The sequence below is a fragment of the uncultured Bacteroides sp. genome (assembly GCF_937912035.1).
Lineage (GTDB): Bacteria > Bacteroidota > Bacteroidia > Bacteroidales > Bacteroidaceae > Phocaeicola.
On record NZ_CALDPF010000031.1, the window covers coordinates 147,440 to 170,543 of the forward strand.

At 38.2% G+C, this 23,104-nt stretch carries 23 protein-coding genes and 1 tRNA gene; 20 read left to right on the plus strand and 4 right to left on the minus strand.

Translation table 11 applies throughout. The features are described 5' to 3' along the window. Positions 1–13 precede the first annotated feature (13 nt). From Q0486_RS06255 to Q0486_RS06345, 19 genes are all read left to right on the plus strand, one after another. The gene (locus Q0486_RS06255) at positions 14–520 is read left to right on the plus strand and encodes a CinA family protein (protein WP_299231285.1); all 507 of its coding nucleotides are present in this window, start codon (positions 14–16) and stop codon (positions 518–520) included. Between the two features lie 99 nt (positions 521–619). Continuing rightward, positions 620–880, plus strand: coding sequence for a 50S ribosomal protein L28 (gene rpmB, locus Q0486_RS06260; protein ID WP_154042551.1), 261 nt, complete (start codon positions 620–622; stop codon positions 878–880). 19 nt (positions 881–899) lie between these two features. Then, positions 900–1,088: a 50S ribosomal protein L33 gene (gene rpmG / locus Q0486_RS06265; RefSeq protein WP_154042552.1), complete on the plus strand. Its 189-nt coding sequence runs from the start codon at positions 900–902 to the stop codon at positions 1,086–1,088. Between the two features lie 12 nt (positions 1,089–1,100). After that, a complete protein-coding gene (locus tag Q0486_RS06270) occupies positions 1,101–1,256 on the plus strand; it encodes a DUF4295 domain-containing protein (RefSeq protein ID WP_005841293.1) in 156 nt (51 codons plus the stop codon). Positions 1,257–1,379: 123 nt separating this feature from the next. After that, positions 1,380–2,342, plus strand: coding sequence for a signal recognition particle-docking protein FtsY (gene ftsY / locus Q0486_RS06275; RefSeq protein ID WP_299231287.1), 963 nt, complete (start codon positions 1,380–1,382; stop codon positions 2,340–2,342). Further along, entirely contained in the window at positions 2,343–3,644 is a 1,302-nt protein-coding gene (gene rimO, locus Q0486_RS06280; RefSeq protein WP_299231289.1) for a 30S ribosomal protein S12 methylthiotransferase RimO, read from the plus strand. It abuts the gene before it with no gap. Next, a complete protein-coding gene (locus tag Q0486_RS06285; RefSeq protein WP_299231291.1) occupies positions 3,641–3,931 on the plus strand; it encodes an HU family DNA-binding protein in 291 nt (96 codons plus the stop codon). The genes rimO and Q0486_RS06285 overlap by 4 nt, the downstream gene beginning before the upstream one ends. 3 nt (positions 3,932–3,934) lie before the next feature. Continuing rightward, positions 3,935–4,936, plus strand: a complete 1,002-nt coding sequence (locus Q0486_RS06290; RefSeq protein ID WP_299231293.1) for an HU family DNA-binding protein — start codon at positions 3,935–3,937, stop codon at positions 4,934–4,936. Positions 4,937–5,193: 257 nt separating this feature from the next. Further along, complete coding sequence (locus Q0486_RS06295; RefSeq protein ID WP_299231295.1) at positions 5,194–6,189, plus strand: MoxR family ATPase; 996 nt, start codon at positions 5,194–5,196, stop codon at positions 6,187–6,189. 19 nt (positions 6,190–6,208) lie between these two features. Then, the gene (locus tag Q0486_RS06300) at positions 6,209–7,078 is read left to right on the plus strand and encodes a DUF58 domain-containing protein (RefSeq protein WP_299231297.1); all 870 of its coding nucleotides are present in this window, start codon (positions 6,209–6,211) and stop codon (positions 7,076–7,078) included. A gap of 40 nt (positions 7,079–7,118) precedes the next feature. Then, complete coding sequence (locus Q0486_RS06305; RefSeq protein WP_299231811.1) at positions 7,119–8,189, plus strand: hypothetical protein; 1,071 nt, start codon at positions 7,119–7,121, stop codon at positions 8,187–8,189. A 19-nt stretch (positions 8,190–8,208) separates the two neighbouring features. Further along, complete coding sequence (locus tag Q0486_RS06310; RefSeq protein ID WP_299231299.1) at positions 8,209–9,207, plus strand: VWA domain-containing protein; 999 nt, start codon at positions 8,209–8,211, stop codon at positions 9,205–9,207. Positions 9,208–9,219: 12 nt separating this feature from the next. Further along, positions 9,220–10,245, plus strand: a complete 1,026-nt coding sequence (locus tag Q0486_RS06315) for a VWA domain-containing protein (RefSeq protein WP_299231301.1) — start codon at positions 9,220–9,222, stop codon at positions 10,243–10,245. Positions 10,246–10,248: 3 nt separating this feature from the next. After that, entirely contained in the window at positions 10,249–10,953 is a 705-nt protein-coding gene (locus tag Q0486_RS06320) for a tetratricopeptide repeat protein (RefSeq protein WP_299231302.1), read from the plus strand. 61 nt (positions 10,954–11,014) lie between these two features. Then, the gene (locus tag Q0486_RS06325) at positions 11,015–12,853 is read left to right on the plus strand and encodes a BatD family protein (protein WP_299231812.1); all 1,839 of its coding nucleotides are present in this window, start codon (positions 11,015–11,017) and stop codon (positions 12,851–12,853) included. 21 nt (positions 12,854–12,874) lie between these two features. Further along, complete coding sequence (locus Q0486_RS06330) at positions 12,875–13,624, plus strand: tetratricopeptide repeat protein (protein WP_299231303.1); 750 nt, start codon at positions 12,875–12,877, stop codon at positions 13,622–13,624. A 19-nt stretch (positions 13,625–13,643) separates the two neighbouring features. Beyond that, the gene (locus Q0486_RS06335) at positions 13,644–14,354 is read left to right on the plus strand and encodes a phosphatase PAP2 family protein (protein ID WP_299231304.1); all 711 of its coding nucleotides are present in this window, start codon (positions 13,644–13,646) and stop codon (positions 14,352–14,354) included. Between the two features lie 125 nt (positions 14,355–14,479). Then, positions 14,480–14,737: a DNA-binding protein gene (locus Q0486_RS06340; protein WP_299231305.1), complete on the plus strand. Its 258-nt coding sequence runs from the start codon at positions 14,480–14,482 to the stop codon at positions 14,735–14,737. 122 nt (positions 14,738–14,859) lie between these two features. Continuing rightward, complete coding sequence (locus tag Q0486_RS06345) at positions 14,860–15,996, plus strand: universal stress protein (protein WP_299231307.1); 1,137 nt, start codon at positions 14,860–14,862, stop codon at positions 15,994–15,996. Positions 15,997–16,047: 51 nt separating this feature from the next. On the opposite strand, the gene Q0486_RS06350 is transcribed toward Q0486_RS06345, so the two are convergent. The 4 genes from Q0486_RS06350 to trxA form a co-directional block, all read right to left on the minus strand. Next, a tRNA-Arg gene (locus tag Q0486_RS06350) sits at positions 16,048–16,121 on the minus strand. A gap of 92 nt (positions 16,122–16,213) precedes the next feature. Next, positions 16,214–18,526, minus strand: a complete 2,313-nt coding sequence (locus Q0486_RS06355; protein WP_299231309.1) for a patatin-like phospholipase family protein — start codon at positions 18,524–18,526, stop codon at positions 16,214–16,216. Positions 18,527–18,712: 186 nt separating this feature from the next. Then, on the minus strand, positions 18,713–20,758 hold the full coding sequence (gene htpG / locus Q0486_RS06360; RefSeq protein ID WP_299231311.1) for a molecular chaperone HtpG: 2,046 nt from the start codon (positions 20,756–20,758) through the stop codon (positions 18,713–18,715). A 250-nt stretch (positions 20,759–21,008) separates the two neighbouring features. After that, positions 21,009–21,458, minus strand: a complete 450-nt coding sequence (gene trxA / locus Q0486_RS06365) for a thioredoxin (RefSeq protein ID WP_299231313.1) — start codon at positions 21,456–21,458, stop codon at positions 21,009–21,011. 295 nt (positions 21,459–21,753) lie between these two features. Here trxA and Q0486_RS06370 point away from each other — a divergent pair, with 295 nt between their 5' ends. After that, the gene (locus Q0486_RS06370) at positions 21,754–23,103 is read left to right on the plus strand and encodes a Na(+)-translocating NADH-quinone reductase subunit A (protein ID WP_299231315.1); all 1,350 of its coding nucleotides are present in this window, start codon (positions 21,754–21,756) and stop codon (positions 23,101–23,103) included. Position 23,104: the final 1 nt, after the last annotated feature.

The window sequence follows — 23,104 nt, forward strand, 5'->3', positions numbered from 1 at the left end:
ATATAAAGAGATTATGTCAGTAGAGGGAAAAATGTTAAGTCGAGATATAAGCGAAATTTTCTGGAGAGAGGAATTTTCGCTTGCAACTGCGGAAAGTTGTACGGCAGGTAATGTGGCGGCAAATATTACATCTATTCCGGGAAGCTCGAAATTTTATAAAGGAGGTATCGTGGCTTATTCAAATGAAGCTAAGCAGAATCTGCTGGGGGTAAGTGCCGAGACCTTGGAAACTCACGGTGCCGTGAGTGAAGAAACTGTTGTGGAAATGGTGCAAGGGGCTTTGAAAGCATTCAATGCAGACTATGCTATCGCTACATCGGGTATTGCAGGACCTACAGGTGGAACTCCGGAGAAGCCGATAGGTACGGTATGGATTGCTGCCGGAAATAAAGATAAGGTTATTACAGAAAAAATCTGCGAAGACAACGGAAGAGAGCAAAATGTACATAATGCGAGCATAAAAGCACTGTATTTATTGCGTGAATTGTGTCAAAATCAAGAAAATAACGAAGAAAAATAGAAAATGTCGCTCAAAAGTTTGCATGTTTGAAATAAAAACGCTTACTTTGCACTCCGTTTTAAAGAATGAACGAATTGAAACTATAAAAACTAGATAGAAATGTCAAAAATTTGTCAAATTACCGGAAAGAAAGCCATGATTGGCAACAACGTTTCACACTCAAAGAGAAGAACTAAAAGAACATTTGATGTGAACTTGTTTACAAAGAAATTCTACTATGTAGAACAAGATTGCTGGATTAGCCTGAATATCTGCGCTAACGGCTTGAGAGTTATTAACAAGAAGGGACTGGACGCTGCATTGAACGAAGCTGTAGCTAACGGTTACTGTGATTGGAAGAGTATCAAAATTATTGGTTAATTAAAAGGAGAGAAAGACTATGGCTAAGAAAGCTAAAGGTAACAGAGTACAGGTAATCCTTGAGTGCACAGAAATGAAGGAAAGTGGTTTGCCGGGAACTTCTCGCTATATCACTACAAAGAATAGAAAGAATACAACTGAAAGATTGGAACTTAAGAAATATAACCCAATCTTGAAGAGAGTAACAGTACATAAAGAAATTAAATAATAAGAGTAAACCATGGCAAAGAAAACAGTCGCAACCCTTCAGACAGGTAAAGAAGGACGTTCTTATACTAAGGTTATCAAAATGGTTAAGTCACCTAAGACTGGTGCTTACATCTTTGACGAACAGATGGTTCCAAACGAAAAAGTTCAGGACTTCTTTAAGAAATAATTTTAGCATTACAGCTATTAAATGATATTTTGAAAGTTCCCGCCAATAATAAACGGTGGGAACTTTTTTTATATCTAAGAAAATAGTTATATCTTTGTGTCATAAATAGATAAATATACAAGTATGGGAATTTTTAGCTTTTTCTCTAAAGAAAAGAAGGAAACTCTGGACAAGGGATTGTCTAAAACTAAAGAAAGTGTATTCGGAAAGATTGCCCGCGCCGTGGCAGGGAAGTCTAAGGTGGACGACGAAGTGTTGGATAACCTTGAAGAAGTGCTGGTGACTTCGGATGTAGGTGTAGAGACTACGCTTAATATTATAAAGCGCATCGAAGCAAGAGTGGCAAAAGACAAGTACGTAAACACTCAGGAGCTCAATAATATTCTTAGAGAGGAAATAGCAGCTCTGCTTACTGAAAATAATACGGTTGATACTGAGGATTTTACTTTGCCTGCAGACAAGAAACCGTATGTGATTATGGTAGTAGGGGTAAATGGTGTAGGAAAAACTACAACTATAGGTAAACTGGCATATCAGTTCAAGAAAGCTGGAAATTCTGTGTATCTTGGTGCGGCTGACACGTTCCGTGCTGCTGCAGTGGAACAACTTGATATATGGGGCGAAAGAGTAGGAGTGCCGGTAATAAAACAGAAGATGGGAGCCGACCCTGCATCCGTGGCTTTTGATACATTGAGCTCAGCTGTGGCGAATAATGCTGATGTGGTGATTATTGATACGGCAGGACGTTTGCATAATAAAGTAGGACTGATGAATGAGTTGACCAAGATTAAGAATGTAATGAAGAAAGTTGTGCCTGATGCTCCGCATGAAGTGTTGCTGGTGCTTGATGGCTCTACCGGACAGAATGCTTTCGAACAGGCGAAACAGTTCACTTTGGCCACTGAAGTTAATGCCATGGCAATCACCAAGTTGGATGGTACTGCCAAAGGTGGTGTGGTGATAGGTATCTCTGACCAGTTCAAGATTCCTGTGAAATATATTGGATTGGGTGAAGGTATGGAGGATCTTCAGGTGTTCCGCCGTCGTGAGTTTGTTGATTCGTTGTTTGGTACTGAAGGAAAATAAATGAAGAAAAATACAATAGATATTATAACTCTTGGCTGTTCGAAGAATCTGGTGGATTCTGAGAAGCTGATGAGACAGCTTGAGGCTAATGGATACAAGGTGACGCATGACACAGAAAAACCGCAGGGAGAGATTGCAGTGATAAATACTTGCGGATTCATTGGTGATGCAAAAGAGGAATCCATTAACATGATTCTGGAATTCTGTCAGGCTAAGGAGGAAGGAAAGCTGAAGAAGCTTTATGTGATGGGTTGTCTGTCTGAACGCTATCTTAATGAATTGAAGGTTGAAATTCCGCAGGTTGATAAGTTTTATGGTAAATTCAACTGGAATGAACTTCTTGATGATCTGGGAAAGATCTATCATTCGGAATATGCTATAGAAAGACATCTTACTACTCCTAAACATTATGCATATCTGAAAATTTCTGAAGGATGCGACAGAAAGTGTTCTTACTGTGCTATTCCTATTATTACAGGACGTCATGTGTCAAGACCTATGGAAGAAATTCTGGATGAGGTGAGACTGCTTGTGTCTGAAGGTGTAAAAGAGTTTCAGGTTATAGCTCAGGAACTTACATACTATGGTGTGGATCTGTATAAGAAACAGATGTTGCCAGAACTGATTGATGCTATGGCAAAGATTCAGGGTGTGGAATGGATTCGTCTGCATTATGCATATCCTGCAAAATTCCCTAGAAACTTGTTTCGTGTGATGAGGGAAAATGATAATGTCTGTAAGTATATGGACATTGCTCTTCAGCATATAAGTGATAATATGTTGACAAGAATGAGACGACACGTAACAAAAGAGGAAACATACAAATTGATTGAGGAATTCCGTAAGGAGGTTCCAGGTGTACATCTGCGTACGACATTAATGGTTGGTTATCCTGGTGAAACCGAAGATGATTTTGAACAGTTGAAGGATTTTGTCAGAATTGCCAAATTTGACCGTATGGGGGCTTTTGCCTATTCAGAGGAGGAAGGAACTTATTCTGCGGAAAATTATGAGGACGATGTGCCTGAAGAAGTCAAACAGAAAAGACTGGACGAGCTTATGGCTTTGCAGCAGGAGATTTCTGCCGAACTGAGTCACAGGAAAATAGGACAAACTCTGAAAGTTATTATTGACAGAAAAGAAGGCGATTATTATATTGGACGTACTGAGTTTGATTCTCCTGAGGTAGACCCTGAAGTACTTATAAAGTATGAGGGGAAAAAATTGAAAGAAGGCAGTTTCTATAATGTAACAATAGAAGATGCTGATGATTTCGACCTTTATGGGAGGATTGCAGAATGAATGGAGAAGAGTTTCTGAATTTATTGTCGGAGAAAATCAAATGTGATGGAAAGAAAACAGCACGGTTGGTTTCCTCTTTGACCGAGGTGATTATCGGAGAACTGCAGGACGGTAAAAGTGTGTCATTGCATGGCTTGGGTGCTTTTGAGGTTAGGAAAAAGCTTGAACGGATAGTAGTCAATCCAGTTACAGGAAAACGTACATTGTTTCCGCCTAAACTAGTTGTGGGATTCAGACCATCGGTAACTCTCAAAGATAAAGTTGGTATTTCCGGTGATAAAAAGTGACTAATGGATGATAAACTTACAATAGAAAAAATTGCTGCCTGTTTGGCAGCCAAATTAAATATGGAACAGACAGATGCGCAAGCATTTGTCTGTAGCTTTATAGCATTGATAGAAGAAGGACTCAGAAGGGATAAATATGTAAGGGTTAAGGGCTTTGGAACTTTTAAACTTATTGATACAGACTTGAATGAAGGTAGAATAGTATTTGTTCCTGAGGCTTCCATAAGAGATGCTGTGAATAAACCGTTTTCGCATTTTGAACCTGTTGAATTGGGGGAGAGTGTGCATTTTGATGATGTTGAGGAAGAAGAATCTATTTCTGTTGCGGAAGAAATAACAACAGCGACAGATAATGTAGAGGTTCATGATGAACCTGTTAGTGAAAAGCAATGTGAAGTGCAATGTGAAGTGAAATCTTCTGGTGACATTGTTGAAAATAATACTGCTGAGAAAACTGATGTGGTAGAGGAGATTTCGCAAAATGATGAGAAATCATTTCAGAGAAAAGGAGGTATGCATTGGTATTTGCTGGCTGCTATACTTCTTGTTGGAATTGTAATAGGATGCGGAATTATGTGGGGAGTTTTATCGCATAAGGTGAAATCTGCAAAAGTTATGGAAGTTGGAAATAATGTAACAGAAATAGAACCAGTTATTGGCATTATTGATACAATAGAAAAAGATTCGTCTCTCGTGATAAATGAAGAGATGCGTGATACGGCTTCGGCGACTAGAAAAACTATAGATTCCATTATAAAGGTTACTACTGAAAACAAGAATGAGATAAAATATTTAAGTGATGAAGTGCCCTATAAAATAAGTGGAACAATTGAAGAGTATACAATATCTAAAGGTAGTACTCTGTCGAAAGTAGCTTACCGTTATTACAAGAATAGAAAGTTGTGGCCATATATTGTTATGCACAATAAAGATGTTATACAGGATCCTAATAATGTTCCGATTGGAACAGTGTTGCGTATACCTGTACTTACTCCCGTAGATTAAGAATGTTATATGGATACAGCATCTGATGGATAAATGTCCTTCGTGATGCTGTTTCTTTGTTTTATATATTCTATTTGTTTTTAAATTCGGCAGAATAAGATAAAAAAGACTTAAATAGATACACTGGTATGATTTTTTAATAAATATTAGTTGTAGCTGTTAACTTAAAAACGTAATTTTGGGTGCACTAAAAAGGGGTTGGCCTTGATTAGTGTATAAAATATAGAGAATGAAATTAATAAAATAAACAAGAAGTTATGGCTGAAGCTATTGATATTCGTGCATTGAACGAATTGATTGAACGCCAGAGCGCGTTCGTTACAAACCTGATGACGGGTATGGATCAGGTTATCGTGGGACAAAAACATTTGGTTGAATCATTGCTGATTGGCTTGTTGGCAGACGGACATATATTGTTGGAAGGTGTGCCTGGTTTGGCTAAGACATTGGCTATTAAGACAATGGCATCGCTTATTGATTCAAAATATAGTCGTGTTCAGTTTACTCCGGACTTGCTGCCTGCCGACGTTATCGGTACAATGATTTATAGCCAGAAGGATGAGCAGTTTATCGCTAAGAAAGGTCCTATTTTTGCCAACTTTGTATTGGCTGATGAAATTAACCGTGCTCCGGCTAAAGTGCAGAGTGCTTTGCTGGAAGCGATGCAGGAACGTCAGGTGACATTAAGTAAGGAAACATTCCGTTTGCCAGAACCTTTCCTTGTTATGGCAACACAGAATCCTATTGAGCAGGAAGGTACATATCCGCTGCCTGAAGCTCAGGTGGACCGTTTTATGCTGAAGGTTATTATTGATTATCCGAAACTTGAAGAAGAAAAGAAGATTATCCGTCAGAATATCTCTGGAGAAAAAGTAGAAGTTAAACCTATTTTGAAAGCTGAGGATATCATTGAGGCACGTAAGGTTGTAAGACAGGTTTATCTGGATGAAAAGATTGAACAGTATATAGCTGATATAGTATTTGCTACACGTTATCCTGAAAAATATGATTTGAAGGAACTTAAGAGTCTTATTGGGTTCGGTGGTTCGCCTCGTGCTTCTATCAATCTGGCTCTTGCCGCACGCAGCTATGCGTTTATCAAACGCAGAGGTTATGTTATTCCGGAAGATGTCCGTGCTGTGGCTCACGATGTATTGCGCCATCGTATTGGTCTTACTTACGAAGCTGAAGCTACAAACGTTACTTCGGATGAGATAGTAAGTAAGATACTAAACAAAGTTGAAGTGCCTTAATCAGAAACCTTTTTGAAGAATGGAAACTACTGAATTATTAAAGCGTGTACGACAGATAGAAATCAAAACCCGTGGGTTGTCAAGCAATATTTTTGCAGGACAGTATCATTCTGCCTTTAAAGGTAGGGGTATGGCTTTCTCAGAGGTGAGAGAGTATCAGTACGGGGATGATGTGCGCGATATAGACTGGAACGTTACGGCACGCTTTGACAAGCCATTCGTAAAGGTATTCGAGGAGGAACGCGAACTGACAGTGATGCTGCTTGTGGATGTATCTAACAGTCTTGACTTCGGAACATCAAAGCAGATGAAAAAGGATATGGTGACGGAGATAGCTGCTACTATAGCTTTCTCCGCTATACAGAACAACGATAAGATCGGGGTAATATTTTTTTCTGATAAAATAGAGAAATTCATCCCGCCCAAAAAGGGACGCAAACATATTCTGTATATTATACGCGAATTGCTGGATTTCGAACCGGAGAGTTCGCGTACTGATTTGCAATGCGCAATTGAGTATCTTACGAATGTATTGAAGAAGCGTTGTACCGCATTTATGTTGAGCGACTTTATTGATGACAAGGATTTCAAAAATGCATTGACAGTGGCAAACAGAAAACATGATGTGGTAGCCGTTCAGGTTTATGATCGCCGAATGGAAGAACTGCCCGATGTGGGACTTATGTTGGTGCGTGATGCGGAAACAGGTCATGAAGAATGGATTGACACATCGTCAAAATCGTTAAGAAAAGCTCATCATGAATGGTGGATGGAACAGCAGAAAAAGTTGAACAATATATTCAACTTGTGTAATGTGGATTCTGTTTCTGTACGTACAGACCAGGACTATGTAAGAGCTTTGCTTAATTTGTTTGCTAAAAGAAACTAGTGGTCAGATGAAGAATATTTTATTTAAATACGGAAGGTTGATGCTTGGGGCTTTATGCTTAGCTTCTATGTCGCTGGTATCTCCACAGATCAAAGCGCAGCAGGTTACGGTAAGGGCAAGCATCGACTCTTTGCAATTGCTTGTAGGAGAACAGACAAAGGTGCACCTAGAAGTGAGCATGGATGCTGACAGAAAGTTGCAACTGCCTGTTATTAAAGATACATTGGTGAGAGGTGTTGAAGTGTTGGATATAGCAAAGCCTGATACCCAGAAACTTAATGATGACAAGAGATGGGTTATAAGTCAGGAATATACAATTACTTCGTTTGATTCGGCTCTGTACTATCTTCCTCCACTTGAGGTTATGGTGGATGACGAGAAGTACCGTTCGGAATCATTGGCACTGAAGGTGTATTCTATTCCGGTTGATACCCTACATCCTGACCAGTTCTTCGGACCTAAGACTGTAGTGGAAGTGCCAATAGAATGGCAGGATATAGACGGTATGGTTTATTCTATAATTCTTATGTTGCTTTTCGGAGCTGCATGTGTTTTCCTGGTAGTGAGATTGAAGAACAACAAGCCTATTATCAGGATTATAAAGATTGAACCTAAATTGCCGCCACATCAGGAAGCAATGAAGCATATTGAGGAAATAAAAGCCAACAAGAATGTGCAGAGAGAAGATCCTAAGTTGTATTATACCGAGTTGACAGATGTTATCCGTACATATATTATGGAAAGATTCGGTTTCAATGCCATGGAAATGACATCGTCCGAGATCATAGAACATCTGCTTCAGGTAAAAGACAAGGACTCGCTGAAGGATTTGAAATATCTTTTTGAAACAGCCGACTTGGTGAAGTTTGCGAAACATGCACCTATGATGAATGAAAATGACATGAATCTTGTGAATGCTGTGGACTTTATCAATGAAACGAAACAGGAAGAAGATGTCAATGCGAAGAAAGAACCTACAGAGATAAAGGTGGAGGAAAAACGTTCGAAACAAGGACGAATTGCATTGATGTGCAGTATTGGGGCTACGGGTGTTGGTGCGGCCGTATGTCTGTATATTGCAGTTAGATGCATTATTGATCTCTTCTTTTAATGTTTAAATGAATGAAGTTATGATTTTTGCTAATATTGAATATCTGTTTTTATTGATTCTGCTAATACCGTATATTGTATGGTATATTATGCGCAGAAAACGAACAGAAGCTACTCTGCAGGTATCAACTACGCGAATGTACATGAATGTGCGTAAAAGCTGGAAAGTGTATCTTATTCATGCACCATTTTTGCTCCGTTTGTGTGCTTTCGTTATGATAGTTCTTGTTCTGGCAAGACCTCAGACTACTGACAACTGGCAGAATACGGAGATTGAAGGTATTGACATTATGCTGGCTGTGGATATTTCTACAAGTATGCTGGCTGAGGATTTGAAACCGAACCGTCTGGAGGCTGCGAAACAGGTAGCTGCTGAGTTTATCAACGGTCGTCCTAATGATAATATCGGTTTGACGATTTTTGCCGGTGAAGCTTTTACTCAATGTCCTCTTACTGTAGACCACGGTGTCTTGCTTAACTTGTTTCACAGTGTTAGCTGTGATATGATATACCGTGGCATGATAGAAGACGGAACTGCTATCGGTATGGGACTGGCTAATGCTGTAACAAGATTGAAAGACAGTAAGGCTAAATCAAAGGTTGTCATCCTGCTTACTGATGGTGTGAATAACCGTGGTGAACTTTCGCCATTAACAGCCGCTGAGATAGCAAAACAGTTCGGTATAAGAGTATATACTATCGGTGTGGGAACTAACGGTACAGCTCCATATCCTATGCAGACATACGCCGGTGTTCAGTATATACAGACACCTGTTGAGATAGACGAACAGACTCTGACACAGATAGCTGCTGAAACTAACGGTAATTATTTCCGTGCAACAAGCAATTCCAAGCTGAAAGAGGTGTATCAGGAAATAGACAAATTGGAGAAAACAAAACTGAATGTAAAGGAATTCAGCAAGAGAGAAGAGGAATATGAGATTTTTGCTCTCGTTGCTTTCTTTTGTATCCTGCTTGAATTGATTTTACGTAACACGGTTTTGAAGAAAATACCTTAAAAGTGATTTGCTATGTTTAGATTTGGAGAACCGATATATTTATATTTGTTATTGATAATTCCTTTGCTGGTAGTATTCTATATATATACCAATTATAGAAGGAGGAAAAAATTACGCCAGTATGGAGATCCGGAATTGATGGCACATCTTATGCCTAATGTTTCAAAATACAGACCTGACGTAAAGTTTTGGCTGGTAACTGTAGCATTAGTTATGGTGATTTTCATGTTGGCACGTCCTCAGTTTGGCTCTAAGATGGAAACCGTGAAACGTCAGGGAGTTGAAACTGTGGTAGCACTTGATATTTCAAACTCAATGCTTGCGCAGGATGTCACGCCGAGCCGTCTTGAAAAATCAAAGAAACTGGTTTCAAGGCTTGTGGAGACTTTCAATAATGATAAGGTTGCTATGATAGTCTTTGCAGGGGAGGCTTTTACCCAACTTCCAATTACAAGCGACTATATATCTGCCAAAATGTTTCTTGAAACTATTTCGCCTTCACTTATAACTACACAGGGTACGGATATTCGTGGAGCCATAGATTTGGCGATGAAGAGTTTTACTCCAAATGAGGGAGTGGGACGTGCCATAGTCCTTATTACTGATGGTGAGAACCATGAGGGAGGAGCCGTAGAAGCAGCACAACAGGCTGCTGAAAAAGGAGTGAGGGTATTTGTTCTTGGAGTGGGTTCGCCTGACGGTTCGCCTATTCCAGTTGAGGGAACAAACGATTTCCGTCGCGATAAGGATGGTAATGTGGTTGTGACAAAGCTCAATGAACAGATGTGTCAAGAGATAGCAAAAGCCGGTAACGGTATGTATGTTAGAGTAGATAATACCAACAACGCAGAACGTGCTCTTAATGCGGAGATAAACAAACTGGCAAAGGCTGATGTAGAGACTCAGGTGTATACCGAGTTTGATGAGCAATTTGATGTTCTTGCATGGCTGGCTTTGATTCTGTTGGCTATAGACGTTATGTTGCTCAACAGGAAGAATCCTTTATTTAAGAATGTGAAACTTTTCAAACAGGATTGATTTATGTGGTGTAGTAAATTATATTTATTCGGAGTATTGCTCTTTACTTCATCAGTGGCATACGCGCAGAAAACAGAGAGAGATTATCTCAGAAGCGGAAATAAACTTTATAACGATAGTCTTTTTGTAAAGGCAGAGGTTGATTATAGAAAGGCTTTGGAGATTAATCCGAAATCTGCTGACGCCATGTTCAATCTTGGAAACTCGCTTCTTATGCAACAAAAGGCTAAGGAGGCTATGGAGCAGTTTGAGGCTGCATCACGTCTGGAAAAAGATAAGTCTAAGTTGGCTCATATATATCATAATATGGGGGTGATACTGCAGTCGTCAAAACAGCTTCCACAGTGTATAGAGGCCTACAAGGAATCTTTGAGAAATAATCCGAAGGATGATGAAACTCGTTATAATCTTGTTCTTGCTCAGAAACAGCTGAAAGATCAGCAGCAACAGCAGCAAAATCAGGATCAGCAGAAAGATCAGAAACAGGATCAGAAACAAGACGAGAAAGAACAGAACAAAGATCAGCAGGATCAGCAACAGCAACAACAAAACCAGAACCAACAACAACAGCAACAGAATAAAGATGAAATGTCAAAAGAAAATGCTGAACAATTGTTGAGGGCTGCAATGCAGGATGAAAAGGACGTACAGGACAAAGTGAAGAAGCAGATGCAAGTGAGCGGAAAGAAACTTGAAAAAGACTGGTAAAAATATGTCCTTATTTGACTTGATGTGTTTAATTAGTTGAAAAAAAATAAATTATATAATGATGAGAAAATATATTTTCTTGATATTGATGATAACCGTATCGTTAAAAATGTTTGCCGAGGAGGAGGTGACATTGAGGGCTGCTGCACCTGACGTGGTGGTTAACGGTGATCAGTTCAGACTTACATACACTGTGAACTCGCAGGATGTTAAGGATTTTCTTGCTCCCCAGGCCAAGGGGTTTGACGTACTTATGGGACCTAGCCGTTCGCAGCAGAGTAGTACACAGATTATTAATGGTAAGGTGTCTTCCAGCCGTTCCATTACGTATACTTATATTTTAATGGCTGTATCGGAAGGTACGTTTAATATCCCGGCTGCAAGTATTGAGGTGGACGGTAAAAAGATTTTTTCAAATCCACTTACTATAAAGGTCCTTCCAAAGGATAAGGAAGATGCTAATTCTAATCAAGGTCAGGGAAATAGTGGAATATCTTCCAGAAACCAGAAATCAAGCGGAAGAATTACAGACAAGGATTTGTTTGTACTGGCTACTGCAAGCAAGACTAAGGTTCATGAACAGGAAGCTATATTGGTGACATACAAGGCATATACTACAGTTGACTTACGACAGTTGCTTGGAAAGATGCCTGATCAGCAAGGTTTCTATGTTCAAGAGGTAGAATTGCCTACTCAGAAAACTTTCAAATTAGAACATTATAAGGGAAGAAACTATAACACAGTGGTTTACAGACAGTATGTATTATTTCCACAGAAATCAGGAAAACTCGAAATACCTGCTGTAACTTTTGATGCTGTTGTAGCACAGAGAGTTGCTGTTTCTGACGATCCATTTGAAGCTTTCTTTAACGGAGGAGGTTACGTAGAGGTTAACAAGAAAATTGTAGCTCCTAAGCTGGTTATCAATGTTGATCCGCTTCCTGCAAAACCGGAAGGATTCTCAGGTGGAGTAGGTACTTTCTCTTTGAAATCGGATATAAGCACTACTGAACTTAAGGCTAACGAGGCAGTAACCATTAAACTGACTATCAGCGGAACCGGTAATATGAAGCTTGTAAGTGCTCCTGAAGTCAAGTTCCCTCATGATTTTGAAATCTATGATCCTAAAATTGAAGATAATTATGAGTTGACAGCCAATGGTTTGAGTGGAACAAAAACTATTGAGTATCTAGCCATTCCTCGTCATGCTGGTAATTTTACCGTTCCTGCAATTGAGTTTAAATATTTTGATATTGCATCGGAAAAATATAAGACGCTTACTACTGAGGCATATGAACTGAAAGTTGCCAAAGGTGATGGAAGTGCTGCCAGCCAGCAGGTTATAGCAAATTTCACTAATAAGGAAAATGTTAAGGTCCTAGGTACTGATATTCTGTTTATTAAAACAGGAGATACAGCACTCAGACAGAAAGGCAATTATTTCTTTGGTACAACTTCTTACTATTTATGGTATATCATTCCTTTCCTTTTGTTTATTGTGTTTGTAGTGATATATAGAAAACAGGCTGTTGAAAGTGCCAATGTTGCTAAGGTTAAAACTAAAAAAGCCAATAAAGTTGCTACCAAGCGTATGAAACTTGCTGGTAAATTACTTTCTGAGAATAAGGTCAACGAATTCTATGATGAAGTCCTTAAGGCTTTGTGGGGATACATTAGTGACAAACTAAATATCCCGGTATCAAAATTGTCAAGAGACAATATAGAAGCAGAGTTGTCAAGTCATGGTGTTTCTGAGGATTTGATTAAAGAATTTATCAGTGCACTGTCTGAATGTGAGTTTGCAAGATACGCTCCCGGAAATCAGAATGAGGCGATGGATAAAGTTTATTCTGCATCTGTAGATGTGATAAGCAAGATGGAAAACTGTATTAAACGTTAAAACATATAGGAGATATATACAATGAATAGAATGTATGTTTTGGTAATGCTTCTGGCATGTATCCTGTTGCCAGCCAATGCTTCTTTAAAAACTGAAGCAGACAAGGCTTATCAGGAGAATGATTTTAAGGGGGCAATTGAGAAATATGAAGCTATTTTGGCTACTGGTCAGGAATCTGCTGATGTATATTATAATCTGGGAAACAGTTATTATAAGGATAAAAATATAGCAAAAGCTGTGCTGAACTATGAACGTGCATTGCTTCTTTCGCCTGGTGACGATGATATAAGATATAATCTGGACATGGCGAAAAGCAAAACAATAGATAAAGTAACTCCTAAAAGTGAAATTTTTATTGTGACATGGGGAAATTCCATTCGTGATATGATGAGTGAATCTTCTTGGGCTGCATTTGCTGTGACATGTTTTATACTGTTTCTGTTGGGGACATCGGCATATATTTTTTGTAGTAAGATAGTCATTAAGAAGACAGGCTTTTCACTGGCTGTTGTTTTTTTGGTTTTGACTATTGTTGCAAATATGTTTGCTGATTCGCAGAAAGATAAATTGGTCAATCGTACTGGGGCAATTGTAATGCAACCATCTGTTACAGTAAAGAGTACACCTGATGATAGTGGAACAGACTTGTTTGTTTTGCATGAAGGCACGAAAGTTTATATTAATGACAATTCCATGAAAGGGTGGAAGGAAGTCAGTCTTGAAGATGGAACCAGAGGTTGGCTTCCTACTGAAAGTATTGAGGTAATTTAATATTTAATATATATATAGTATGGACATACAGCAATTAATAGATGTTGATAAGCTACTGTTGTTAAAACTTAATGGCAGTGATTCTCTTTTCTGGGATGGTTTTATGTATATTGTTACTAAGACCCAAACCTGGATACCTGCAGCTATTGCATTGCTGTATGTTATTTTCAAGAATAATAATATAAGACGTAGTATTACTATTTTATGTCTTATTGCTGTTGTCATTACTCTTGCAGACCAGACTGCTTCAGGTTTGTGTAAACCTCTGTTTGAAAGATTCAGGCCAACTAAAGATCCTGAGTTTATGTATATGGTAGATGTGGTAAATAATTACCGTGCTGGAGGTATGTATGGCTTTATTTCGAGTCATGCAGCAAATACATTTGCTGTTGCTACATTCATTTCATTGCTGGTTAGAAATGGTATAATGACGTTTATGATGTACATTTGGGCTTTGATACCAACATATTCACGTGTGTATTTGGGAGTTCATTATCCGGGTGATGTATTCTTTGGTTTGATTGACGGTATTCTGTGTGGCGCTTTAGTGTATTTTATATATAAATTAGTATTAAAGAAATTGTCGTTAAAACAGCGTTTTATATCTAACCAGTATACTGAAAGCGGTTATGATGTGCAAAGCATAAATGTAGTAGTTCTTGTGCTGTTACTGACGTATTTTTATGCTGTAATATGCGGTATGGTTGTATCTAAGTCACTATATTTCTAGGAATACTGTTATAATCTGATGATTTTAAAATAAAAAACATTTGTTTCTTGCTCGTTATGTAATTTTTATATATATTTATCATCGAGATAATAAACATATTGTGAAATTCTTAAAACATGATTACTATGACACGAACAATTACATTTAACGAATTAAGAAATATAAAAGATTCTTTACCTGAAGGAAGTATGCATCGTATTGCCGATGAATTAAATATATCAGTAGAAACAGTTAGAAACTTTTTCGGTGGACAGAATTTCAAGGATGGCAAGTGTGTAGGAATACATTTGGAGCCCGGTCCTGACGGAGGTTTGGTAATGCTTGATGATACTGTAGTTCTGGACAAAGCTTTAGATATTCTTAGGGAGGCTTCCGATAGATAACTTTAGTTGAATAGCTATAATAGTTATGCAGATATGAATGGTAACTATTATAGCTATTATTGTTTATAATAGGATCATATCACTTATATCTGCGTTATATATTTACTAAAAACATTTATAGTATGGAAGAAGAAAAACTTGTTACTCTGGCAATCTTGACTTATTCTAAAGCTCAGATACTGAAGAACGTATTGGAGAATGAAGGAATTGAGTCTTATATACACAATGTGAATCTTATCCAACCTGTGATATCTTCAGGAGTAAGGATACGTATTAAGGAAAGTGATTTGCCACGTGCTCTGAGCATAATCGAAAGTTCAGCATGGTTGGCGGAAGACGTTGTTAAAGAGCATGTGAAAGAAACGGATAAGGAACGCAAAAAACCGATAATTCTTGTACCTATAGATTTTTCCGATAATTCATTAAAAGCTTGTAAGTTCGGTCTGAACTTTGCAGCACAGATTAAAGTAGAGGTGGTGTTGATGCATGTTTATTTCAGTCCTGTATATATGCCTAGCTTGCAGTATGCGACTGAAGGTTATGGCATGCCTTACGAAGCAGAATTGGGAATAAAAAGTATGTTGGATAATGTCCATAACCGCCTGAAGGAACTGACAGATTCTATAGACAAAATGATGGCTGAAGGAGAGATACCTACTGTAAAATATACATGTTTGCTTCGTGAAGGAATTCCTGAAGAGGAAATTCTGTCTTTCGCACGTGAAGAATCTCCATTGATGATAGTGATGGGAACGCGTGGAGAGAATATGACGGAATATGGATTGATGGGAAGTGTTACAGCTGAGGTCATAGAGCGTAGTCCGGTGTTTGTATATTCCATACCGGAAGAAGCTAAGCTGACAAACTTCAAGGAAATTCATAAAGTTGCTTTTATAACAAATTTTGACCAGCGCGATTTGATTGCATTTGATTCTCTTATCACTACATTCAAGGATTATAACTTTGAAATTTATTTTATCCATATTAATTCAAACGAAGAAAGAAGAATGTGGAATGAAATAAAATTGTCTGGTATAAAAGAATATTTCCATAAGCAATATCCAGACTTAAATATAAATTACAGTCTCGTGACGGATGACAGTTTCTTTAATAATCTTGATGATTATGTCAAGAGTGAGGAAATAGATGTGTTGTGCGTGTCGAATTATAAACGTAATGTTTTTGCACGTCTTTTCAATCCAAGTATAGCGAAGAAGATGATTTTTCACTCAAGGACACCTATTCTTGTTATTAAATGATATTCAAGTATAAAAAAATAGATGATGAATAAAATTCATCATCTATTTTTGTGACCGCGACAGGATTCAAACCTGTAACCGGCTGATCCGTAGTCAGCTACTCTATTCAGTTGAGCTACGCGGCCTTCTCTTTTTCTTAACGGGTGCAAAGGTATGGATTATTTTTTAATTGTGCAAGCTTTTCGGATAACTTTTTTAGTTTTTAGTAAAAAAGTTATTATCGCATGAACCTTTCTCCAAATATTTGCCATCCAAGTGATATTCCTGCATTCCAGTTCTTATCAGGAGAACTATAATAGTTCAGATAAGCGCTAATCGATCCAAAAGGTAATCTGACCACTACAGATAAATCGCCTAAATATTCAAACTTTGTGAACATTCTACCATAAGTTGCTTTATTCAACTCGTTGCAGTTTATGGGGAAGAACGGAACAAAACCATAAATGCCAAGCCTTGCATGTATCATACTGTTAAACTTGTATATAGGAATAATTCCTGCTCCTACGAACTGGTTTGCCCTGAAAGCTTCATTATATGTTATTTTACTATGAGTTGTTGGTGAAAACTCGCCAGCCTGCATCATAGTTGCACGGTAGTTGTTACTGAAATTACGTGACGAATAATAGGCATTCAGGTATGAACCTAAAGAAACTTTTTTTGCGATACGGAAATATTTTTCAAGTTCGTACGAAATCTGGAGCCAGGCCTGTGTATATTTGAATTCACCGTTATATGGATCTGTACCCATCCCCTGGCGAAATTTTTCAGTACCAAAATAAATATTTGCAGCAAGCCTTTCTTTTTTGCCGCTTACAGAATATAGTTTGCTGTCAAGGGTGTTCCCTTCAAGTGCAACCGACCCTCCGAGTATGTTGTATGTACTTTTGTCTCTGGCACTGTTTGTGAAATCTATTACGTTTGTCTGAAAATAGAGATCTGTAAGAGTTGCTGCCCCTAATCCGAATTCGGCTTTATGTTTGCTCAGAAAAGGCATGTTTATATATGCCTTAATGAACTTTTCATCTTTCTTGTTGAATACAGGGCTGTTTATTTGATTTATGAAATTTTTTGTTTGTCCTTTATAGTCAAATGATGATAATGACAGTATCATCTTATATGAGGTAGGAACTTCGGTTGGCAAATCAATTCTTCCTGTGACTTGCAAATTATTGTAAATCTGTCCTAATTGTCCTTCTATGGCAAATTCTTTAGAGTATTTTCCAAGATTGTGATATGATGCACCAAGATATATTTGGTTTGCACCATTTGAGCCTACATTACCACCTACTCTTACAGAGATGTCTTCTGCTATTTTTACATTAAGCACAAGTGTAAAAGTGCTATCGTTATAATCATATACAGCATGAGGAATAATTTCAGAAATCATATTGTCTGATAATAATCTGAAATATCCTTTCCTGAGGTCTTCCAATGTGAAAATATCATTTTCATTTGCATGAAATCCTCTCATTATATATTTTTTCTGCTGTTCGTTTGTTCCGTGGATTATAATCTTTCTGAATTTAAATTCAGGCATATCCCTTTTAAAATCGATACGTTTCTTTTCAAGAATCCTATAGTTTGTTCTTCTTGAAATCCTTTGTTTGATTGAGTCCATAATCTGTATGGTACGATTGTAACCTATATCATGAAGTTCATCATATCTGTCAAAATCCATAAGTCCGACATCAGTATATTTAAAAGTCATCATGATACCCAATGAGTCTGGAATAGAATAATCAGTTTTTTGCATTATCATATTTTCCAGTTGACTCATGATATCCCCTTCTTTAGGTTTACTTGGATTTGAGCTGACAACGCTTCCGATGATTATGTCTGGATTGAAATCCTTAATCATTGTAGAAACTGGGAAATTATCATAAATGCCACCGTCGTATGCAAGAACAGAATCTATCTCAATTGGTTTGAACATGCCGGGAAAACTCATAGATGCTCTTACTGCGTCTCCAAGGTCACCACTATTCATAATTAGAGGTTTTTTGTTATATACATCTGATGCCACACATCTGAAGGGAACAAACAGTTGGTCAAAATTTCCACGACATTTGGCCGTTGCTTGTGCATATAGTTCCACAAACACTATGTTCATGTGCATAGGATCTACTACACTCGATGGCAGAAATCTCGTCTTCACTTTCTTTGCCATCTTCATTTTTGAAAGTTGGATGTTTATGAATTCAGGTGTAGGAGGATTCATTTTGAAGTAATACATGTATTCTTCTTCTATTCCACCTGAAGAGTACCATTTTTTGAAGTCTGGTGACTTTATCATTTTCTCCATGTCGTCTGGCGAGTACCCCATGGCATATAGTGATCCAACTATGGCTCCCATTGATGTTCCGGTGATATAGTCTATTGGGATGTTATTTTCTTCCAATGCACGTATTATCCCTATATGTGTCATACCTTTTGCACCGCCACCACTTAGCACAAGACCTACTTTTTGGGCACTAGAAGGGAATATCATGTAAAAAATAAAGGATAATATCAGTACAAATGTTTTTTTCATACAATTTATTTGGGCTTTGTGATTGTCAGACTACCAAAGATAGTCAAAATTTATATCTGTATCTAATTTAATGATGATTTTTTCTTTTACCTGTTTATTTTCTTGATTCTATTAAAAAAACAAGGGCAATGTCAGCTCGTTTCCAGAGTGACATTGCCCTATATCTATGAATAATTAATATTATCTTTAAATCATTTCGATGCTTCTCTTTACAAAGTTAGTAAGAGCTTCACCTTTCAGCATTCCGTTTTGTAGTAATGCCAGGTCTATAAGCTGATGCACAACTTTGTTTCCGGCCGCATATTCGTTCAAAATGCTGTTCTTCTGATTTTTCTGTTCATCAAGTTTCTTCTCGACATCTTTCAGCTCGTCTTTTTCGGCAACAGGGATTTCTTCGTCTTTCTTGCCTTCGTGAGCTTTACGCAGTTCACTTTCTCTGAGTGACAGTATAGCTATTTCAGATTCTACAGGAACTAATTTCTCGGCGCATGCTGTTTCTGTGTCGCTCAAAACCTGTTTGATCAGTTTATGGTCGCTGTTCAGCACAAGGTTGTACATATCAGGCATTTCTCCATAGAAACTCATTCCCGGCTGAATGTTTGCCATTTCCTTCATACGGCGCATATATTCGGCCTGAGTGATGATTATCGGAGAACCGTTTTCGCCCATTGCCTGAGTTTCTACATGGAATTCAGTCTTCTGCAGTTTTGGCATCTGGCCGTTGAATACTGTAGAAAGTATGCTGCGCTTGTCTTCTTTCAACTCTTCGCCTTTCTGTTCGTCTTTTACAATCAGACGGTCTATAACATCGCTGTCAACACGTGTGAAACGGCTCTTTTCCAGTTTCTGTTCCAGCATGTTTATCATCGGAACGTCAAGCTGTCCGTCCATCATCAGTACGTTGTAACCTTTGTTTACGGCTGCATCAATATAAGCATACTGCTCGTCACGGTTGTTTGCATATAGGTAAATCAGGTTACCATCTTTGTCGGTCTGGTTTCCGCTGATAAGAGTCTTGTATTCTTCCTGAGTGTAATATTTGCCTTCTGTATCTTTGAAGAGTGCAAATTTGTCTGCTTTAGAATAGAAGTCCTCTTGAGTCAACATTCCGTAGTTGATGAAAATCTTCAGGTCATCCCATTTGTTTTCAAATTCTTTACGGTCGTTCTTGAAGATTGACTGAAGTCTGTCTGCTACTTTCTTTGTTATGTATGTAGAAATCTTCTTTACGTTAGAGTCGCTCTGCAGGTACGAACGTGATACGTTAAGCGGAATATCCGGAGAATCGATTACACCGTGAAGCAATGTCAGGAAGTCAGGAACGATACCTTCTACCGAGTCTGTTACATAAACCTGATTGCAGTATAACTGTATCTTGTTTTTCTGCAAGTCGATGTTGCTCTTTATTTTCGGGAAGTAGAGCACACCGGTCAGATTGAACGGATAGTCAACATTCAAATGTATCCAGAACAAAGGCTCGTCTGACATTGGGTAGAGGTCTCTGTAGAATTTCTTGTAGTCCTCGTCCTTAAGTTCGCTTGGCTTCTTTGTCCATATAGGGCATGTGTCGTTTATGATGTTGTCTTCGTCAGTATCTACCTGTTTGCCGTCTTTCCATTCTTTTTTCTTCCCGAATGCTACAGGCACAGCCAGGAAACGGCAATATTTGTTCAACAATCCTTTCAAGCGGTTTTCTTCAAGGAATTCCTTGCAGTCATCATCTACATAAAGTATGATGTCTGTACCACGGTCAGCCTTTTCAGTTTCCTCAAGAGTGAATTCAGGACTTCCGTCGCAAGTCCATTTTACAGCCTGTGCACCTTCCTGATATGATTTGGTTACGATTTCCACCTTCTTTGCTACCATGAAAGCAGAATAGAATCCTAAACCGAAATGACCGATGATTGCGTTTGCGTCGTCTTTATATTTCGCTAGGAAGTCATTTGCACCTGAAAATGCAATCTGGTTGATATATCTGTCTATTTCTTCAGCAGTAAGACCAAGTCCGCGGTCTGAAATTACGATAGTATCGTTTTCAGCTTTTACTCTAATGGTAAGGTCTCCCAATTCACCCTTAAATTCACCTTTCGAAGCAAGAGTTTTCAACTTCTGTGTTGCGTCAACAGCGTTTGAAACAAGTTCGCGCAAGAAAATTTCATGGTCACTGTATAAGAACTTCTTAATGATGGGGAATATGTTTTCTGTAGTTACCCCGATATTACCTTTTTGCATATCTGTTATGTTTTTTATTAATAAATCGTGATTTTATGATATTCGGAAATATCGACGTGAATTCTATAAGCAAAATAAATGCCATACGTTTGATAACTGACATTATGTCATGACTGTTTAGACGAATTGTGGATTGTTATTGGTGTATTTATAGCCTTATCAAAGGCTGAATTTATTAAAAATAAAATGCTTTGTCATTTTAGGTAAAACAACAAAGCATTTTAAGTAAAACGTCAAAGCGTTTTTTATGTCATTTCAACAGGAAATCGTTAATTGCTTTTTCCAGGTCCTCCTTAGGCAGTGCTCCTTGTGCAACCTGAGGCATTTTGTCCATTGGAATAAACAGCAGGGTAGGAAGGCTAGTTATGCAAAAAGCTGCAGCAAGTTCGCGCTCCTTGTCTGTATTCACCTTATATATAATAATTTTATCTTTATATTTTTTTGCAAGGCTTTCCAGGGTTGGAGACAGCATACGGCAAGGTCCGCACCAATCGGCATAGAAATCTATAATGGCAGGTTTATTACCGCCATAAATCCATTTGTCAGGATTCTTTTCATAATCGTATATTTTTTCTAAGAATTCAGTTTTTCCAATATGGATGACTTTGCCGCTATTGTCAGATATACTTGATTGGGCATTAGTGGAAAGTGTTATGATAACGACAGATGCCATAAAAAATAATAGTCTTTTCATATTCAATAAATGTTTTTAGTATGAATAATTTGTTTAATCAAATGATTTATTTTTTGCAAAAGTATCTGTTTTGTAATTGTTATACAACAGTCTTTATCTATTGACTTATAGATAAAAACTATAATGAAGATAAGTTCAGACACAATAAAAGATACATGTTTCTGATTAAATAAGCAAATGTTTATAATGTATCTTTTAAATAAGGAAAAAATTCCTTATTTATATGGCAAAAAAGTTCTTTTTTACTTATTTTTTCTTTAATTTTGCGGCAAAAATTAAAAACCATTTTTTATAACCCGATATGGCAAATGTAATTAAATTACGTAAAGGCCTGGACATCAACTTGAAAGGTAAGGCAGCTGCAGAAGTTGTGGCTGTAAAGGCACCTGGTTTCTATGCTTTAGTACCGGATGACTTTACAGGAGTAACTCCTAAGGTAGTCGTTAAGGAACAAGAGTATGTAATGGCCGGAGGACCCTTGTTTATTGACAAGAATCATCCTGAACTGAAATTTGTTTCGCCTGTAAGTGGCGTAGTGACAAGCGTAGAGCGTGGAGCTAGACGTAAGGTAATGAGTATTACTGTAGAGGCAGCGGCCGAACAGGATTACGAAGAATTCGGTAAGCAGAATGTGTCTGCCATGAGTGCAGAAGCTGTTAAGGAACTTCTTCTTAATTCAGGTATGTTCGCTTTCTTCAGACAACGTCCTTACGATGTTATAGCAGATCCGACAGTGGCTCCAAGAGCTATCTTCGTTTCAACTTTCGACACAAATCCGCTTGCTCCGGATTTTGAAGTAGCTCTGAAAGGCGAAGAAAACAACTTCCAGACAGGACTTGATGCTTTGGCTAAAATGGCCAAGACTTATTTAAGTATTAGTGTTAACCAGAAGTCAGCAGCTCTTACACAGGCTAAGAACGTTACAGTAACTGCTTTCGACGGACCTCATCCAGCAGGTAATGTCGGTGTACAGATCAATCACATTGCTCCTGTAAACAAAGGTGAAACAGTTTGGACTATCGATCCACAGGCTGTAATCTTCATCGGACGTCTGATGAATACAGGTCGTGTTGATATGACTCGTACAGTAGCTATCACAGGCTCAGAAGTTAAGAAACCGGCTTATTGCAAACTGAAAGTAGGTGCTCTGCTTACAGACATCCTTGCAAATAATGTAAACAAGGATAAGGAACTTCGCTACATCAGCGGTAATCCTTTGACAGGAAAACAGATTCCTGCTAACGGTTTCCTTGGCGCATTCCACAGTCAGGTAACTGTAATCCCTGAAGGTAACGATGTTCACGAAATGTTGGGATGGATCATGCCTCGTTTCAACGAGTTCAGTACAAGCCACTCATATTTCAGCTGGTTGATGGGCAAGAAAGAATATACTCTTGACGCTCGTATCAAAGGTGGAGAACGTCATATGATTATGTCAAACGAATACGACCGCGTACTTCCTATGGATATTCTTCCTGAATATCTTATTAAGGCTATCATTGCCGGTGATATCGACCGCATGGAACAGCTTGGTATCTACGAAGTAGCTCCTGAAGATTTCGCTATCTGCGAGTTCGTATGTTCTTCGAAGATGGAACTTCAGCGTATTGTCCGCGAAGGTCTTGACATGCTCCGTCGTGAAATGTGTTAAT

Bases quoted from the DNA above. Each gene is read 5' to 3' on its own strand.
- rpmB (WP_154042551.1), top strand. From the start codon at position 620: ATGTCAAAAATTTGTCAAATTACCGGAAAGAAAGCCATGATTGGCAAC.
- Q0486_RS06290 (WP_299231293.1), top strand. From the start codon at position 3,935: ATGGATGATAAACTTACAATAGAAAAAATTGCTGCCTGTTTGGCAGCC.
- Q0486_RS06285 (WP_299231291.1), top strand. From the start codon at position 3,641: ATGAATGGAGAAGAGTTTCTGAATTTATTGTCGGAGAAAATCAAATGT.
- rpmG (WP_154042552.1), top strand. From the start codon at position 900: ATGGCTAAGAAAGCTAAAGGTAACAGAGTACAGGTAATCCTTGAGTGC.
- Q0486_RS06310 (WP_299231299.1), top strand. From the start codon at position 8,209: ATGATTTTTGCTAATATTGAATATCTGTTTTTATTGATTCTGCTAATA.
- Q0486_RS06255 (WP_299231285.1), top strand. From the start codon at position 14: ATGTCAGTAGAGGGAAAAATGTTAAGTCGAGATATAAGCGAAATTTTC.
- Q0486_RS06370 (WP_299231315.1), top strand. From the start codon at position 21,754: ATGGCAAATGTAATTAAATTACGTAAAGGCCTGGACATCAACTTGAAA.
- Q0486_RS06355 (WP_299231309.1), bottom strand. From the start codon at position 18,526: ATGAAAAAAACATTTGTACTGATATTATCCTTTATTTTTTACATGATA.
- Q0486_RS06330 (WP_299231303.1), top strand. From the start codon at position 12,875: ATGAATAGAATGTATGTTTTGGTAATGCTTCTGGCATGTATCCTGTTG.
- Q0486_RS06300 (WP_299231297.1), top strand. From the start codon at position 6,209: ATGGAAACTACTGAATTATTAAAGCGTGTACGACAGATAGAAATCAAA.
- Q0486_RS06270 (WP_005841293.1), top strand. From the start codon at position 1,101: ATGGCAAAGAAAACAGTCGCAACCCTTCAGACAGGTAAAGAAGGACGT.
- Q0486_RS06345 (WP_299231307.1), top strand. From the start codon at position 14,860: ATGGAAGAAGAAAAACTTGTTACTCTGGCAATCTTGACTTATTCTAAA.
- htpG (WP_299231311.1), bottom strand. From the start codon at position 20,758: ATGCAAAAAGGTAATATCGGGGTAACTACAGAAAACATATTCCCCATC.
- Q0486_RS06325 (WP_299231812.1), top strand. From the start codon at position 11,015: ATGAGAAAATATATTTTCTTGATATTGATGATAACCGTATCGTTAAAA.
- Q0486_RS06315 (WP_299231301.1), top strand. From the start codon at position 9,220: ATGTTTAGATTTGGAGAACCGATATATTTATATTTGTTATTGATAATT.
- ftsY (WP_299231287.1), top strand. From the start codon at position 1,380: ATGGGAATTTTTAGCTTTTTCTCTAAAGAAAAGAAGGAAACTCTGGAC.
- Q0486_RS06320 (WP_299231302.1), top strand. From the start codon at position 10,249: ATGTGGTGTAGTAAATTATATTTATTCGGAGTATTGCTCTTTACTTCA.
- Q0486_RS06305 (WP_299231811.1), top strand. From the start codon at position 7,119: ATGCTTGGGGCTTTATGCTTAGCTTCTATGTCGCTGGTATCTCCACAG.
- Q0486_RS06335 (WP_299231304.1), top strand. From the start codon at position 13,644: ATGGACATACAGCAATTAATAGATGTTGATAAGCTACTGTTGTTAAAA.
- rimO (WP_299231289.1), top strand. From the start codon at position 2,343: ATGAAGAAAAATACAATAGATATTATAACTCTTGGCTGTTCGAAGAAT.
- Q0486_RS06340 (WP_299231305.1), top strand. From the start codon at position 14,480: ATGACACGAACAATTACATTTAACGAATTAAGAAATATAAAAGATTCT.
- Q0486_RS06295 (WP_299231295.1), top strand. From the start codon at position 5,194: ATGGCTGAAGCTATTGATATTCGTGCATTGAACGAATTGATTGAACGC.